Origin of the sequence: Flagellimonas iocasae (genome assembly GCF_042682725.1) — a bacterium.
Taxonomy (GTDB): domain Bacteria; phylum Bacteroidota; class Bacteroidia; order Flavobacteriales; family Flavobacteriaceae; genus Flagellimonas; species Flagellimonas iocasae.
Window position 1 is genome coordinate 61,794 of the sequence record NZ_JBHUHU010000002.1, and the last position, 13,453, is coordinate 75,246.

The window sequence follows — 13,453 nt, forward strand, 5'->3', positions numbered from 1 at the left end:
ATTATTCCTTTTCCGGTAAAGGTGAGATCATGATATGGGCTCTGTGAGTTCCTGGGTTCATGATCCATGGATGGTTTGGTCCGACAGGGTTTTCGGGAAGTCCTGTAGATTCTGAAGTGGCAAAAGGCAAATAGACCACATAGCGATATTTTGCTCCTTCCACTTTGTTGGTTTCCGGGTCGTACCGATTATTGGGGCCATAGTAGATGTGAAGCGTGGCTCCCGGTTTTCCCATATCCAATTTACCCGATTTTGCCTCTTCTTCCCTGATATCAAAGATTTCTGGGGCGGTCTTTCCTTCGGCACGCAATTCCCGACCTCTCGCCATAAAAGGTTCCATGCTTTTGTGGTAGCATGCGGCACTGAAAGTAGCGTTGTTAGGGTCATCGGCTAGGACAATGAACTCGTTATCCCCTTCTTTCAGGGTCACTAGTTCCCCAGCGGCATTGTAACCAATCACTTTGCATCCAGCCCGACTTGCCGCGGGAGCAGCCATCAATGAGGTTGCAATCAGGGCTTCTTGGGTGTCAATGGGGACGTAATTGTTTTTCCTATCGATAGAAGCGCTGTCAATTGCCGCCTCTGTTGCGGAAGATGTGTCCGTTTCATTTTTGTCTTTGCCGCTAGAATTGCAGGAAATCAGAACTACGGACAAAAAGATAGTGGTTATGAGTCGTTTCATTTAATGGAATTTAATTTACTGTAATTGCCATCATTACAATCTTTTAAAAGATACCACTAAATTTTCAATGGACATTTCATTTTCCAATTGGAAGTATAAAAATGGAGAGAAGTTGGTTCTAAACAGAATCTTCCTAACTGCACTTTTTAGCACAGACCCGCGCCTTCTAGTGCTTCCAATCTTGAAGTCGGTCTAGATAGAGGTAGCTCTCCACAAACTTTCTATGTTCCGGGCTTGTCATTATTTCAACCAGTTCCAGTGCAGAGATATAACTGGCCAAATTTCCGTTGGATGACACAAACTTTCCATCCTTCACAAAGGTCACGGAGTCGTCATCTTGAACTTTTAAGTTGGGATAGTCTTTTTGAAGTTGTTCACCCCCTCCAATCCACGTCACTATTTTATGCCCATCGGCAATTCCAGATTCCCCGATAAGTTGGGCTCCGCCACAATTACTGACAGTATACTCGGTTTCCTCATTTTTCTGCTTAATGAAATCCACAAGGTTGCTGTTATGTACTTGCGCATACATATCATAGGCACTGGGAACAAATAATGCAGTCAATTTTGGGCAATTGGTAAAGGTGTAATCCGGTACTAGGTGGAGTCCTTCCTCCGTAGTGATTGGGTTTTCTGTTTCAGCAATGGTAATGACATTGAACAGTTGTTTTCCATCTTCGGTGGGCTTGGCAAAGACATCGGAAGTTGCCACCACCTCACTTTGGAGCACCCCATGGTACATCAACAGCCCGATTGTGGGTAAATTAGCGTCGAATGGTTTAAGGTGTTTCGTCAACGTATCAGACGCTGCCGTGATTTCCGTGGTTTCTTCAACTTTGGCTGCCGTCTTGGTCTTATTTCCATTACAACTACTTAAAATTACTCCGATTAAAAAAAAGTGCAGGATGCTGATTTTATTCATTTTGAGGGGGATGTTGAATGTATTTTATTCGCTGAGAATTTTTTCAATACGTTTGTCCGGGATGAGCCACATTAGGGCAACGGCAACAAACATAGCCCCTGATACCCATGTGCTTATCCAAGCAAAACCAATTCCAATGATGTAGAACACAGGGGAAAGTTTGCCCTTAATATCTTTTCCGATGGCCTTGGCCAAAACGGAATCTTTTCCATTGGATTTAATGATTTGTCCCTGTAGGATAAAATAAGCAATAGCGGCCATCAATAATATAAAACCATAAAGGGCCACTGGGTTTTGGGCAAAATGGTTTTCACCCATCCAGCCGGTTACAAAAGGAACCAGCGAAAGCCAAAAAAGGAGGTGCAGGTTCGCCCATAGAATACCGCCTGATACTTTTTTGACGGTATGCATCATGTGATGATGGTTGTTCCAGTAAATACCTAAATAAATGAAGCTTAGAATGTAGCTCAGAAATATGGGGATTAGAGAAGTTAAATCTGAAAATTCCACACCGTGAGGCACTTTGATTTCCAGTACCATAATGGTGATGATGATTGCAAGTACCCCATCACTGAAGGCCTCCATTCGTCCTTTGTTCATAGTATTGGTTTTTAGGTACGCAAAATCTTCTCCATGGCCTTTCCTTTGGCCAATTCGTCCACTAATTTATCCAAATACCGAATCTTTTGCATGAGTTTATCCTCAATATCTTCTACACGATAGCCACAAATTACCCCGGTTATTTTGGATACATTGGGATTGAGTTGGGGTGCTTCGGCGAAAAAGGTCTCAAAATTGGTTTTATTGTCCAAAATTTGTTGAAGGGACTCCGCATTATATCCAGTCAACCAAAAAATAATGGTGTCCACCTCTTCCTTGGTATGACCTTTTTTTTCTGCCTTGGCGATGTAATGAGGGTAAACGCCAGCAAATGACATTTGGAATACACGTTGATTTTTCATGGTCAGATAAAACTTTTAAGGGTTGAATTTTTCAGTTTTGAAGAAAAATTATCCTGTGTGAAAAATACGTAATTCTAAAATGAAAAAATAGAGATGATTAACATTTATACAGCCACAACTCCCTTAATGTGAGGGTGCGGGTCGTAGTTCAACAGTTCAAAATCATCAAAAGTAAAATTGAAAATATCCGTTACTTCTGGGTTCAATTTCATGGTGGGCAAGGGGCGTGGGTCACGACCCAATTGCAGATGAACCTGCTCCAAATGATTGTTGTAGATATGGGCATCACCAAAGGTGTGGATAAAATCCCCGGGCAAATAACCACATACTTGGGCCATCATCATGGTAAACAACGCATAAGAAGCAATGTTGAACGGAACTCCTAAAAAGATATCGGCACTACGTTGATAGAGTTGACATGACAATTTACCATCGGCCACATAAAATTGAAAAAAGGCGTGGCAGGGGGGGAGGGCTGCTTTTCCTTTGGCCACATTTTCGGAAAATGAGACAGAAGTGTCTGGGAGCACACTTGGATTCCATGCGGAAACCAGCATCCTTCGACTATTTGGACTGGTTTTTAGGGTCTCGACAACTTCTTTGATTTGGTCGATCTCCTCACTGTTCCAATTGCGCCATTGATGACCATATACGGGCCCTAGGTCGCCATTATCATCAGCCCATTCATTCCAGATACGAACCCCATTTTCTTGAAGGTATTCAATATTTGTATCTCCCTTCAAGAACCACAACAATTCATGGATAATGGATTTAAGGTGCAACTTTTTAGTGGTCACCATAGGGAATCCCTCGGAAAGATCAAATCGCATCTGATAGCCAAAAACGCTTAGGGTTCCAGTTCCAGTGCGATCGCCTTTGGCGTTTCCGTGTTCCAATACGTGTTTAAGAAGGTCGTGGTATTGTTTCATAGTGGGGTTAAAGGTAAATAGTTATGCATGAAAGGACAATAGGGCAATAGTTTGAATTATGAAAACTTTATTAACTAACTGTGGAGAAAGGCAAAGGGTTAAAGGTTCAAAAGTTTGATGCGTTGTAATTTATTAACGAAGCAATTCTTTTTTGAAGTTTCTGGATGTTTCCTATGGCAGGTTTTGATAGGTCTGAAGCGATAAAATTTAGATCTCGGCACAAAATGATATGACTTTCAAGTTCATAAGCGGACCCCAGACTAATTTGAAGAAATCGGATAAATTCTTTATTTGAATGTTTTCCGCATCCTTCGGCAATATTGGCAGGAATTGAAATAACACTTCTTTGAATTTGGGAAGTCAATCCAAATTTTTCAGACTCAGGTAAATGCTGGGTAAGGGTATAAACATCTTTGACCAATGTTCTGGCTTCTTGCCAAACTTTCAGTTCTCGAAAATTTCTCACATTAGGTATTGCTTTAATTATCGAGGTTGATAAATGTTTAAATTATCGGGTTGCCCTTTTACCTTTAGTCCTTCAACCTATTGCCCATTATCCGAGAATCATCCCCGCAATGGTGGCAGACAATAAGGAAGCCAAGGAACCGCCCAACACGGCTTTCATGCCAAATTCAGATAGCGTTTTGCGCTGACCGGGGGCTAAAGAACCAATACCTCCAATTTGTATGCCGATGGATGCAAAGTTGGCAAAGCCACACAGCATGTAGGTGGCCATGATCACAGATTTGCTATAGGCAAAATGAAGGTCACTGGTCACGGCTTTCAATTCGGCCAATTGTATGTACCCCACAAATTCACTGGCAGCAAGTTTAATACCGAGCAATTGCCCCATGAGCATTACATCTTCATTGGCCACGCCAATGAGCCACATGAGCGGAGCAAAAATGGTTCCTAGTATGGCTTCGAGAGAGAAGCTATCGTATGGTGAGTTGGCAGCGATCCAAGTATTGAAAGAAGTTAAATCGCCCACCCAGCCTAAAATACCATTGATCATGGCGATAAAAGCCACAAAAACCAAGAGCATGGCCCCTACGTTAAGTGCCAGTTTTAGACCTTCGGTGGTTCCATTGGCAATGGCATCCAAGATATTGGCCCCGATTTTTTCTGAGGATACCTTTACATCGGTGTTAACGGCTTCCGTTTGGGGATATAATATTTTTGAAATCACAATAGCCCCCGGTGCAGCCATTACGGATGCAGCCAAAAGGTGCTTCGCGAAGACCAAGCGCAATACGGGGTCATCACCGCCTAAAAATCCGATGTAGGCTGCCAAAACCGCTCCGGCCACTGTGGCCATCCCACCAATCATCACCAAAAGGATTTCGGACTTGTTCATTTTTTCGAGATAGGCCTTAATTAACAATGGAGCTTCGGTCTGACCCAAAAAGATGTTTCCGGCCACTGAAAGACTTTCTGCTCCGGATATTCCCAGTGATTTGGATAACAACCATGCCATCCCTTTTACAACTTTTTGAATGACACCCAAATAAAAAAGCACCGATGTTAAGGCGGAGAAAAATATAATGGTAGGCAATACTTGAAAGGCAAAAATATATCCGAAGGTGTCCATGTCCACGACCAGTCCTTCAAACAGGAATTGGCTTCCGGCACGTGTAAAATCGAGGATACTGACAAAGACTTCACCAACCTTTTCAAAGGCATATTGGACGAAAGAAACTTTGAGAACCCCTATTGCAATAAGCAGTTGCAAAGCAAGTCCAATACCTACTGTTTTCCAATTGATGGCCTTTCTGTTGGAACTGAATAAAAACGAAATCAAGATGAGAACGGCCATCCCCAAGGCGCCTCTCCATAATGTATTGATGGAAAACCCTTGATTATCAATCATTTTTGGGGTATCCTGAGCGGAAATGTCATTGATAATGGTGCTGCCGATGGCGGTGTTGAGCGAATCTGTGGGGACTGTGTTTTGGCTGAAAACAGCTGTGCAAAGAAGCAGTAGTGTCAGGAAACTTAATGTCTTTTTCCCCATGTAATTGATTTATTTGCGCTTGGAAATTTCGTCCCGTAATTTGGCGGCTTTTTCGTAGTCTTCACCGGCCACTGCCTTTTCCAATTCTTTGTGGAGCTCTTCCAAGGACATTTCACGATAGCCGTGGGAACCAGGTCCTGATTCTATTTCCACCGCTTCACCTTCCTGAAGGATTTCATCCACTACGATACTATTGTCGTCATCCTCGTTTTCATCCTCTTTTGAAGAGAATTTTAGGAAGATTCCGGCTTTGTCCAAAATGGTCCTGTAGGTAAATATAGGTGCATCGAACCGAAGAGCCAATGCAATGGCGTCACTGGTGCGAGCATCTATGATTTCCTCTTCCTTATCGCGCTCACAAATGATGCTTGAATAGAATACCCCATCCACCAATTTATGGATAATTACCTGCTTTATCACAATTTGAAACCGGTCGGCAAAATTCTTAAAAAGGTCATGTGTAAGGGGTCTGGGTGGTTTGATTTCCTTTTCCAATGCAATGGCAATGGATTGTGCCTCAAACGCTCCAATGACTATGGGAAGTTTTCTGTCCCCATCAACCTCATTTAAAATAAGGGCATATGCACCATTCTGGGTTTGACTGTATGATATTCCCTTTATTTTTAATCGTACTAAACTCATAATCTCCTCCTAAACCAAAAAAAGGCTGTTCAAATAAGTGGCTTTACCAGTTATCTGAACAGCCCCTGTTAAGGGCAAATTAACAAAATTTAAGCGTTTTGGGCTTTAAATTCCTTTAATTTTTCGATGAGTTTGGGTACCACTTCAAAGGCATCCCCAACAATTCCGTAATCCGCGGCCTTAAAGAATGGAGCCTCAGGGTCATTGTTGATGACCACTTTGGTTTTTGAGGCACTTACCCCAGCCAAGTGTTGAATGGCTCCAGAGATACCAATGGCGATGTACAAATTACTGGCCACAGGCTTTCCGGTTTGTCCTACGTGTTCGCCGTGCGGACGCCATCCCATATCGGATACAGGCTTGGAGCAAGCGGTTGCTGCTCCCAATACGTCGGCTAGTTCTTCAACCATGCCCCAGTTTTCAGGGCCCTTAAGACCACGACCTCCTGATACTACAATATCGGCATCTGCTATGGAAACTTTTCCGGCCACCTTGTCCACTTCAACGGATTTGGTAGAGAAAGAATTATCAGCCAAAGAAGGACTGAAATCCTCGACAGTAGCTGAGGTACTGTTCTCCACAACACCAAAAGCATTGTTGGAGACCCCAATAACTTTAACTTCAGCGGAAATTTCGGTATGGGCAAAACCTTTGTTACTGAAAGCGGTTCGTTTTACTACAAATGGAGAGGTGCTGTCTGGGGCAGCCACTACATTTGGCACATATCCCGCACTTAATTTTGCGGTAAGGATAGGTGCCAAAAATTTGGTATCGGCACTTGAACTTAGAATGATGACCTTGGCGCCTTCGGCTTCAGCGGCTTGGGCCAATGCACTTGCATAGGCGTTGGCATTGAAGGTGGCCAATTGGTCATTGGATATCTGTAAAACCTTGGAAACTCCATAAGCACCCAACGAAGCTGCATCGTTGGCATTGAAAGTGACCGCGGTAACGCTGGTTCCCATGTCTTGCGCCACTTTATAGGCGTAGGACGCCACTTCAAAGGCACTCTTTTTAAATTTTCCTTTATCTGATTCGGTATATACTAATACTGACATAATTTCTTGGAATTTGTTTTTTAGATGACTTTGGCTTCGTTGTGCAATAACTCGACCAATTCCCCAACATTACCTGCATCCACCAATTTCACCGGGCCTTTTGGAGCAGGTTTCTCAAATTTTTGGTCATGGGTTGGTTGAGGAGCATTCACTGGCTCAACAACATTCAACTTTTTTTGACGGGCTTGCATAATCCCCCTCATATTAGGAATGCGAAGGTCACTTTCCTCTACCAATCCCTTTTGGCCTCCAATAACCAAAGGCAACGAAGTACTTATTTTTTCTTTTCCACCATCAATTTCGCGAATGGCTGTGGCATTTTCACCATCAACCTCTAAATTGATACAGGTATTTACAAAATTCATGTCCAACAAGGTAGCCAAGATACCAGGAACCATGCCCCCATTATAATCGATGGATTCCCTACCTGCTATAACTAGGTCGTAACCGCCATTTTTTACCACTTCGGCCAATTGTTTGGCAACGAAGAAACCATCAGTGGGTTCAGCGTTCACCCGAATGGCCTCATCGGCACCAATGGCCAATGCCTTTCGGATGGTAGGCTCGGTCTGTGCACCACCAACTGTGGCCACATGAACCGCTGCACCTTGCTTTTCCTTGAACCACATGGCGCGTGTCAACCCAAATTCATCATTGGGATTGATTACAAATTGCACCCCGTTGGTATCAAATTTAGTATCACCTTCCGTAAAATTGATTTTGGAAGTTGTGTCCGGTACGTTGCTTATGCAAACTAAAATCTTCATATATATTTTAGGTTTATGGTTTCAAAGATAGCTATTAAATTCTAAAAATACTATGCATGCATAGTAAATTGTTAAGTGCGCTGGATTGTTAAAATTATGAACCGTTCATCGGATATTTATGTATTTCAAAGGAAATTGGTTAATGCCATATCAAACAAGGATTTACTTTAAAATAATTTCAAAACGTTAAATTTTAGAGGTTTATGTGGGATCTTACTTCAGTGTCAAAAGAGTACCAATGGGTCAAGTTCAATGATCCAGAAATGGAAAAAAAAGTAATCAGATTTGCCAAGTTCAACTGCAGAAGTTTGTTTAAAATAGCAAGGGATCAAGTAAGGCATATCAGTTATTCATCTGATTCGGATTTTCTTTTGGTGCATTTAACGGATGGAAATAAGAATCTATTTGGTTTTTACAATTTTAAGTCTCCGAAGTTCTATCCACTCATTGGGGAGTATTCCAGAATTTTTGAATTGATTTCATTTTTGTCGGAGAGTGATATTGCTTATCGCATTGATGAGGTAAAAAAGTCTTATGAATCCTATCTGGATTCTGAGGAGCATAAAAGAGAAGTTTTTTACCTGAACAAGATTAACATAGAGGTGGACAATTTTTTGCCCACACAAAATTGGCATCTTTTTGATGAAAATGAAACACATTATACCCATGTTGTTTCATATATAAAGGAGCAGTACACTGAAATTTTAAAGGATACCGCAACCGAGGAGATAGAACTTTGGACCACTGAATTGGGTTTTTCAAACACCTATCAACTGGTGGAGGTGAACTTTTATGAAAAAAGAGGAGGCAGAAACAACAGATTTTATTTGCTTTTTGATTTTAATTGGTCCGATCCCTACAATTTTAGGTCTTTTCTAATTGATGGTGGTTCTGACATTATCCATGACATTTGGGTAAACCAGGAAAATGCAGATGACAAGGATTTTCTAATCGATACTAATGCGAAAGTTAGAGATTACGTGTTATTTTTCTGTTGGGCCGTGGAAGGGGATGAGGGACATTTTGTATTGCCAACCAAGGACGAAATGCCATGGGTGAAAGTTCCAGAAAATAACCCTGGAATAGATTTTTACCGGGATTTGATCAAGTCGGGCAAAATTGTAAAGAAAGAAGGGTTTGATGCCAACAAAATTATACTGAAGAATATCAGCGTAATATATGGAACGGCCCTATTTATTGCCGCATTTGAAATAAATACTGAAAACGGCACCATTCAGATGACCGATGATGAGCCCGTTGCTGCGGATATGCCCTTTGAAATCCCATTTTTTAAACGTTTGATTCCAGTGGGCGATGAAGAGTTTCAAAAGATCTTGGAGGATATCAAGAAGAAAGGACCTGATAAAGGTGAGGTGGCTGGAAGCTCCAATGAATCTGAAAAAGATAAAGAAACAGCTGAAATAGATTCTTGGAAGGACAAAGCGATAGAACTCAAGGCCGGTTTAGAGAAACAAGATTGCTTGACCGAAAGAGAAGCATTGAACATTCTTGAAAATACAAAGAGTTTAACCAAAGTCTGTGTTAAGGAAAAAATTTTCATAAATGATTTTATAAGGCTGTCAAAGACTGCCAGTATAATGGATTGCATTTTTGAGGAAGAAGTATATTTTGTTGGGGATGAATTTTCAGGTAAAATTGAATTTATCAACTGCCTCTTCAAAAAAACAGTACAATCGGGTGGTTCCCAAATCAATGGTGCCATTCATTTTTATAATTGTTTTTTCAGCAATACTAGTATTGAAAACCATAAGGCCATTTCATTTGACTTCCATAATTTTAAATCGTACAGCGATGTGTTGTTTGACAAATGCCATTTTTATGGGGCGGTCATTATGGCCAATATGGAAATCACAGGGAACGTAACCTTTGCCGGATGTACTTTTTCAACTACAAAAAACCTTGAACAGTTAAAAGTGTACTCTGTCGTAGACTTGGAAACGTTTTCAAGTGAAGGTTCCAAGAAATTGGAAGACCAGCAATTGGAAGAAAACGCGAACCTATACCCCTTTTCGGAATTACGAATCAGTAATTCCCGAATAGGAGGAGATTTAAATGTTAGGGGAAGTACCCCACATGACGCAAGCGAGAGCGGAGGCCTGCTCTGCTCTTTTTTTGGAGGAGATTTCTTAATCAATGGAACAACAGTTGGGGGAACGTTCAGTTTATATCATACATTTATAAATAGTGGTTTGTTTGTTATTGACTCTACCTTTAAACAGTCTGTTCTTTTTAATAAAATTGAATGGGGATATAACCCTGTTTTATCTTCATACTCATGGTGCGCGGTTGCACCTCAATTAAAAGTTGTGGAAAGCGTCCAGTTCCATAATTGTACCGTTGAAGGTTCATTGAATATGCAATTTTTGGAATTAAAAGGAGAACTTTCTTTATACGGAACTTATATAGACGTGTTTTTGGATGTTTTTGGGGTAAGATGTAAAAGTATTGATTTGCGTTTTTCGGAAATCAAAGGTGGCATGTATTGTTATCGCAATGGTTCGTTAGACATGTTTAGAAGGGTCCCTTTGCTGGTTGAAGAGGATATCCTATTTGATTCTGCAAGAGTCAATTTTCTGCGTTTGGAAGGCATTGATGTAAAAGGTAGTATTAGAGCATACTCCGGAACTTTCAACCATATAAAAATTGGTATGGGTTGGGGTCCATCGGAAAATGGGGAATTTAAATTGCAGCCCAGTCTCAGTAAGGTCGGGTGTATTGAGTTTCAATCCATTTCTGTGGAGTCCAATATTAACTTTCATGGTATAAACGTCAAGTATAGAAAATCCACGGAAAAGGAATTAATGGAATATAGAGGAGTATCAATTACCTCCTCAACCATTAATGGGGATATCACTTTTTTTGATATTAAGACCATTGAGGACTTAATCTCTTTGCAAAAAGATATCTGTGAAGGAGATGTAAATAGAGGCGAAATAGAAACTTCCAATGTTTTAAAATATTTTGTTTCTCTCGATGATAACTTTATCAATCAAGAAACAAAAAAGGTCAATTACCAAGTATGGTTTGCAGAAAAGTTGGCCAGGATGACAAGTGAAATCGAGGAAAGACTGGAAATGCTATCCGTAACGGTAAGAGGGGTTGTACTCAAAAATATAAGAATGAGCAGGGGAGGAAATTATATTAAAGGGACCATTAAGCTAGACAATTCCGTAATCAATAGACATTTGGATATTTCCGGATTTCACAACATTGCCAACATCAGCAAAGACGATTTTACAAGTAGGTTCGATAAGAAATCATTCAATATTAAAGGATTGAACACCTGGTGCAATTTATTGTCTATGGTTGGTGTACAGGTAAATGGAAGTGTTTTTGCCTCCGGATTAAAAATAACCGAAATAATTCAAAATCAGAAGAGTAATCCACACGAAGCTAAAGAATCCAAACAAACTGAAGCAGATATCACGGTCGTTAAAAGTGCTTCTAACATCGAGAAAGGATTTATGGCCAGTGGTTCAAACATTAAAGGAGGGCTATATTTGGTTGCGGACAGCGATCTGCAATTTGTTGGTCTGGACAGTAACAATGTTGAATACATAGCTGTTATTGATGGCAATTTTGATGTGTCTGTTTCTGAGATTAGGGAGCTGAGCTTTACGAAAGAAAATTTTACCACAAGCTCCAGTATCATAAACATTGAACGTACCACCTTGGACAAATTTAGGGTCATAGATCCTACACCCCAAGGAATTAATTTAACAGGTATTAAGGTCAACCAATGGGATTTTGGGAACAGTGGAATGGATGGGAATGAAAAAGCTGATGATTACTTAAACGTTCTCAACGAAATGTCCCCTTTTGATAAACAGGTATATATAGAAATTGAAAAGAGTTTTAGAAATAGAAGCGAGGACAAAGAAGCCAACAAGATTTATATCAGTATGCGAGAAAAGGAAAGGGATGAAAACAAAACTTCTTGGAATTCTCTCGATAAAGGAATGGATTCTTTCTATAAATCCATAACCGAGTATGGTACCAACTTTAGAAGGTTGCTCTATCTATGGATTGGGTTGGTTGTGGTTTTGGCCTCCCTTCTCTTTGGATTTGGAGCATTGAAAAACGTATCTGGGCAGAGTTTGGGTCTTTGGGAGAGTTTGTTATATGCATTTAAATCCTGTATACCGCTGTTTGAGTTGGAAGTAGTAAATACTGTGGAAATTAAAAGCATTGGATGGAAATATGTCATTTTTGCGTGTACAATACTGAGCTACATTATGCTTTCCGTTGCCTTATTTGGTTATTCCACAAAGGTAAGTCGAACAAAGTAACAAAATAGGTATTGCTTTTGGCATTATAATTTTATCCAAAAAATTTTATTACCTATTTTTGGGGCGATAATTCAAAAAGATGAAAACACTACAGTTTAGGGAAGCCATAGCAGAGGCGATGTCTGAGGAAATGCGAAGGGATGACACCATTTATTTGATGGGAGAGGAAGTGGCAGAATACAATGGAGCTTACAAAGCTTCAAAAGGAATGTTGGATGAATTTGGTCCTGAACGCGTTTTGGATACGCCTATTTCTGAATTAGGATTTGCTGGTATCGGCGTTGGTTCAGCCATGAACGGTAACCGACCTATCATAGAATTCATGACCTTCAACTTCTCCTTGGTGGGAATAGACCAAATCATAAACAATGCCGCGAAAATCAGACAAATGTCTGCCGGACAGTTTCCTTGCCCTATCGTTTTTAGGGGGCCAACGGCTTCTGCCGGTCAATTGGCGGCTACGCACTCACAGGCTTTTGAAAGTTGGTACGCCAACTGCCCTGGTTTAAAGGTAGTGGTGCCTTCAAACCCTGCTGATGCAAAAGGATTGCTGAAATCCGCCATTCGTGATGATGACCCCGTTATTTTTATGGAATCAGAGCAGATGTATGGCGATAAAGGAGAAGTACCAGAAGGTGAGTACACTATTCCATTGGGTGTGGCCGATATCAAAAGAGAAGGCACCGATGTGACCATTGTTTCCTTCGGAAAAATCATCAAGGAAGCCTACACTGCAGCAGATGAATTGGAGAAAGAAGGTATTAGCTGTGAAATCATCGATTTGCGTACCGTACGTCCTATGGATTACGACGCCATCATCAAATCTGTAAAGAAAACCAATAGGTTGGTGATTTTGGAAGAGGCTTGGCCTTTTGGCAACGTGGCCACTGAAATCATCTACCACGTTCAAGACAAAGCATTCGATTATTTGGATGCCCCAATCGTAAAACTCAACACAGCTGACACCCCAGCACCCTATTCGCCCGTACTTTTGGCCGAATGGCTGCCTAATTCAGAAGATGTGATCAAAGCTGTTAAAAAGGTGTTATATAAATAAACTTAGTTATATTTGTAAGGTATTTTGGCCTCATCGACATTTGTTGATGGGGCTTTTTTAAGGAAATAGTTTTTGATAAAATATTACTTGTAGTCAAAATTTAACCGAAG

General features: G+C 40.8%; 12 protein-coding genes. 2 read left to right on the top strand and 10 right to left on the bottom strand.

Annotation, left to right across the window (positions count from 1 at the left end):
- Position 1: 1 nt before the first annotated feature.
- From ACFSJE_RS06095 to ACFSJE_RS06140, 10 genes are all read right to left on the bottom strand, one after another.
- Positions 2 to 682 (bottom strand): hypothetical protein, encoded by a 681-nt coding sequence (locus ACFSJE_RS06095; protein ID WP_379830100.1) that lies wholly within the window; start codon positions 680 to 682, stop codon positions 2 to 4.
- A gap of 166 nt (positions 683 to 848) precedes the next feature.
- Positions 849 to 1,604 carry a DJ-1/PfpI family protein gene (locus ACFSJE_RS06100; RefSeq protein ID WP_379830101.1) on the bottom strand — a complete coding sequence of 252 codons (756 nt, stop codon included), beginning with the start codon at positions 1,602 to 1,604 and terminating at the stop codon, positions 849 to 851.
- 24 nt (positions 1,605 to 1,628) lie between these two features.
- Complete coding sequence (locus ACFSJE_RS06105; RefSeq protein ID WP_379830102.1) at positions 1,629 to 2,204, bottom strand: TMEM175 family protein; 576 nt, start codon at positions 2,202 to 2,204, stop codon at positions 1,629 to 1,631.
- An 11-nt stretch (positions 2,205 to 2,215) separates the two neighbouring features.
- Positions 2,216 to 2,566, bottom strand: a complete 351-nt coding sequence (locus ACFSJE_RS06110; RefSeq protein WP_379830103.1) for a DUF2200 domain-containing protein — start codon at positions 2,564 to 2,566, stop codon at positions 2,216 to 2,218.
- 104 nt (positions 2,567 to 2,670) lie between these two features.
- Positions 2,671 to 3,495, bottom strand: a complete 825-nt coding sequence (locus ACFSJE_RS06115) for a thymidylate synthase (RefSeq protein WP_379830104.1) — start codon at positions 3,493 to 3,495, stop codon at positions 2,671 to 2,673.
- A gap of 106 nt (positions 3,496 to 3,601) precedes the next feature.
- Positions 3,602 to 3,961 carry a four helix bundle protein gene (locus ACFSJE_RS06120; protein ID WP_379830105.1) on the bottom strand — a complete coding sequence of 120 codons (360 nt, stop codon included), beginning with the start codon at positions 3,959 to 3,961 and terminating at the stop codon, positions 3,602 to 3,604.
- A gap of 87 nt (positions 3,962 to 4,048) precedes the next feature.
- Positions 4,049 to 5,509 (bottom strand): NupC/NupG family nucleoside CNT transporter, encoded by a 1,461-nt coding sequence (locus tag ACFSJE_RS06125; RefSeq protein ID WP_379830106.1) that lies wholly within the window; start codon positions 5,507 to 5,509, stop codon positions 4,049 to 4,051.
- Positions 5,510 to 5,518: 9 nt separating this feature from the next.
- Positions 5,519 to 6,151: a bifunctional nuclease family protein gene (locus tag ACFSJE_RS06130; RefSeq protein ID WP_379830107.1), complete on the bottom strand. Its 633-nt coding sequence runs from the start codon at positions 6,149 to 6,151 to the stop codon at positions 5,519 to 5,521.
- An 89-nt stretch (positions 6,152 to 6,240) separates the two neighbouring features.
- On the bottom strand, positions 6,241 to 7,209 hold the full coding sequence (locus ACFSJE_RS06135; RefSeq protein WP_379830108.1) for an electron transfer flavoprotein subunit alpha/FixB family protein: 969 nt from the start codon (positions 7,207 to 7,209) through the stop codon (positions 6,241 to 6,243).
- A gap of 20 nt (positions 7,210 to 7,229) precedes the next feature.
- Entirely contained in the window at positions 7,230 to 7,976 is a 747-nt protein-coding gene (locus ACFSJE_RS06140; RefSeq protein ID WP_379830109.1) for an electron transfer flavoprotein subunit beta/FixA family protein, read from the bottom strand.
- Between the two features lie 263 nt (positions 7,977 to 8,239).
- On the opposite strand from ACFSJE_RS06140, the gene ACFSJE_RS06145 reads away from it, so the two are divergent.
- Together ACFSJE_RS06145 and ACFSJE_RS06150 are read left to right on the top strand one after the other, a co-directional pair.
- Positions 8,240 to 12,286 carry a hypothetical protein gene (locus ACFSJE_RS06145; RefSeq protein ID WP_379830110.1) on the top strand — a complete coding sequence of 1,349 codons (4,047 nt, stop codon included), beginning with the start codon at positions 8,240 to 8,242 and terminating at the stop codon, positions 12,284 to 12,286.
- Positions 12,287 to 12,365: 79 nt separating this feature from the next.
- Complete coding sequence (locus tag ACFSJE_RS06150) at positions 12,366 to 13,343, top strand: pyruvate dehydrogenase complex E1 component subunit beta (RefSeq protein ID WP_379830111.1); 978 nt, start codon at positions 12,366 to 12,368, stop codon at positions 13,341 to 13,343.
- Positions 13,344 to 13,453 lie beyond the last annotated feature (110 nt).

What these genes read in the sequence shown, in the direction of transcription:
- ACFSJE_RS06095 (WP_379830100.1), bottom strand. Translation starts at nt 682, where the DNA reads ATGAAACGACTCATAACCACTATCTTTTTGTCCGTAGTTCTGATTTCC.
- ACFSJE_RS06100 (WP_379830101.1), bottom strand. Translation starts at nt 1,604, where the DNA reads ATGAATAAAATCAGCATCCTGCACTTTTTTTTAATCGGAGTAATTTTA.
- ACFSJE_RS06105 (WP_379830102.1), bottom strand. Translation starts at nt 2,204, where the DNA reads ATGAACAAAGGACGAATGGAGGCCTTCAGTGATGGGGTACTTGCAATC.
- ACFSJE_RS06110 (WP_379830103.1), bottom strand. Translation starts at nt 2,566, where the DNA reads ATGAAAAATCAACGTGTATTCCAAATGTCATTTGCTGGCGTTTACCCT.
- ACFSJE_RS06115 (WP_379830104.1), bottom strand. Translation starts at nt 3,495, where the DNA reads ATGAAACAATACCACGACCTTCTTAAACACGTATTGGAACACGGAAAC.
- ACFSJE_RS06125 (WP_379830106.1), bottom strand. Translation starts at nt 5,509, where the DNA reads ATGGGGAAAAAGACATTAAGTTTCCTGACACTACTGCTTCTTTGCACA.
- ACFSJE_RS06130 (WP_379830107.1), bottom strand. Translation starts at nt 6,151, where the DNA reads ATGAGTTTAGTACGATTAAAAATAAAGGGAATATCATACAGTCAAACC.
- ACFSJE_RS06135 (WP_379830108.1), bottom strand. Translation starts at nt 7,209, where the DNA reads ATGTCAGTATTAGTATATACCGAATCAGATAAAGGAAAATTTAAAAAG.
- ACFSJE_RS06140 (WP_379830109.1), bottom strand. Translation starts at nt 7,976, where the DNA reads ATGAAGATTTTAGTTTGCATAAGCAACGTACCGGACACAACTTCCAAA.
- ACFSJE_RS06145 (WP_379830110.1), top strand. Translation starts at nt 8,240, where the DNA reads ATGGAAAAAAAAGTAATCAGATTTGCCAAGTTCAACTGCAGAAGTTTG.
- ACFSJE_RS06150 (WP_379830111.1), top strand. Translation starts at nt 12,366, where the DNA reads ATGAAAACACTACAGTTTAGGGAAGCCATAGCAGAGGCGATGTCTGAG.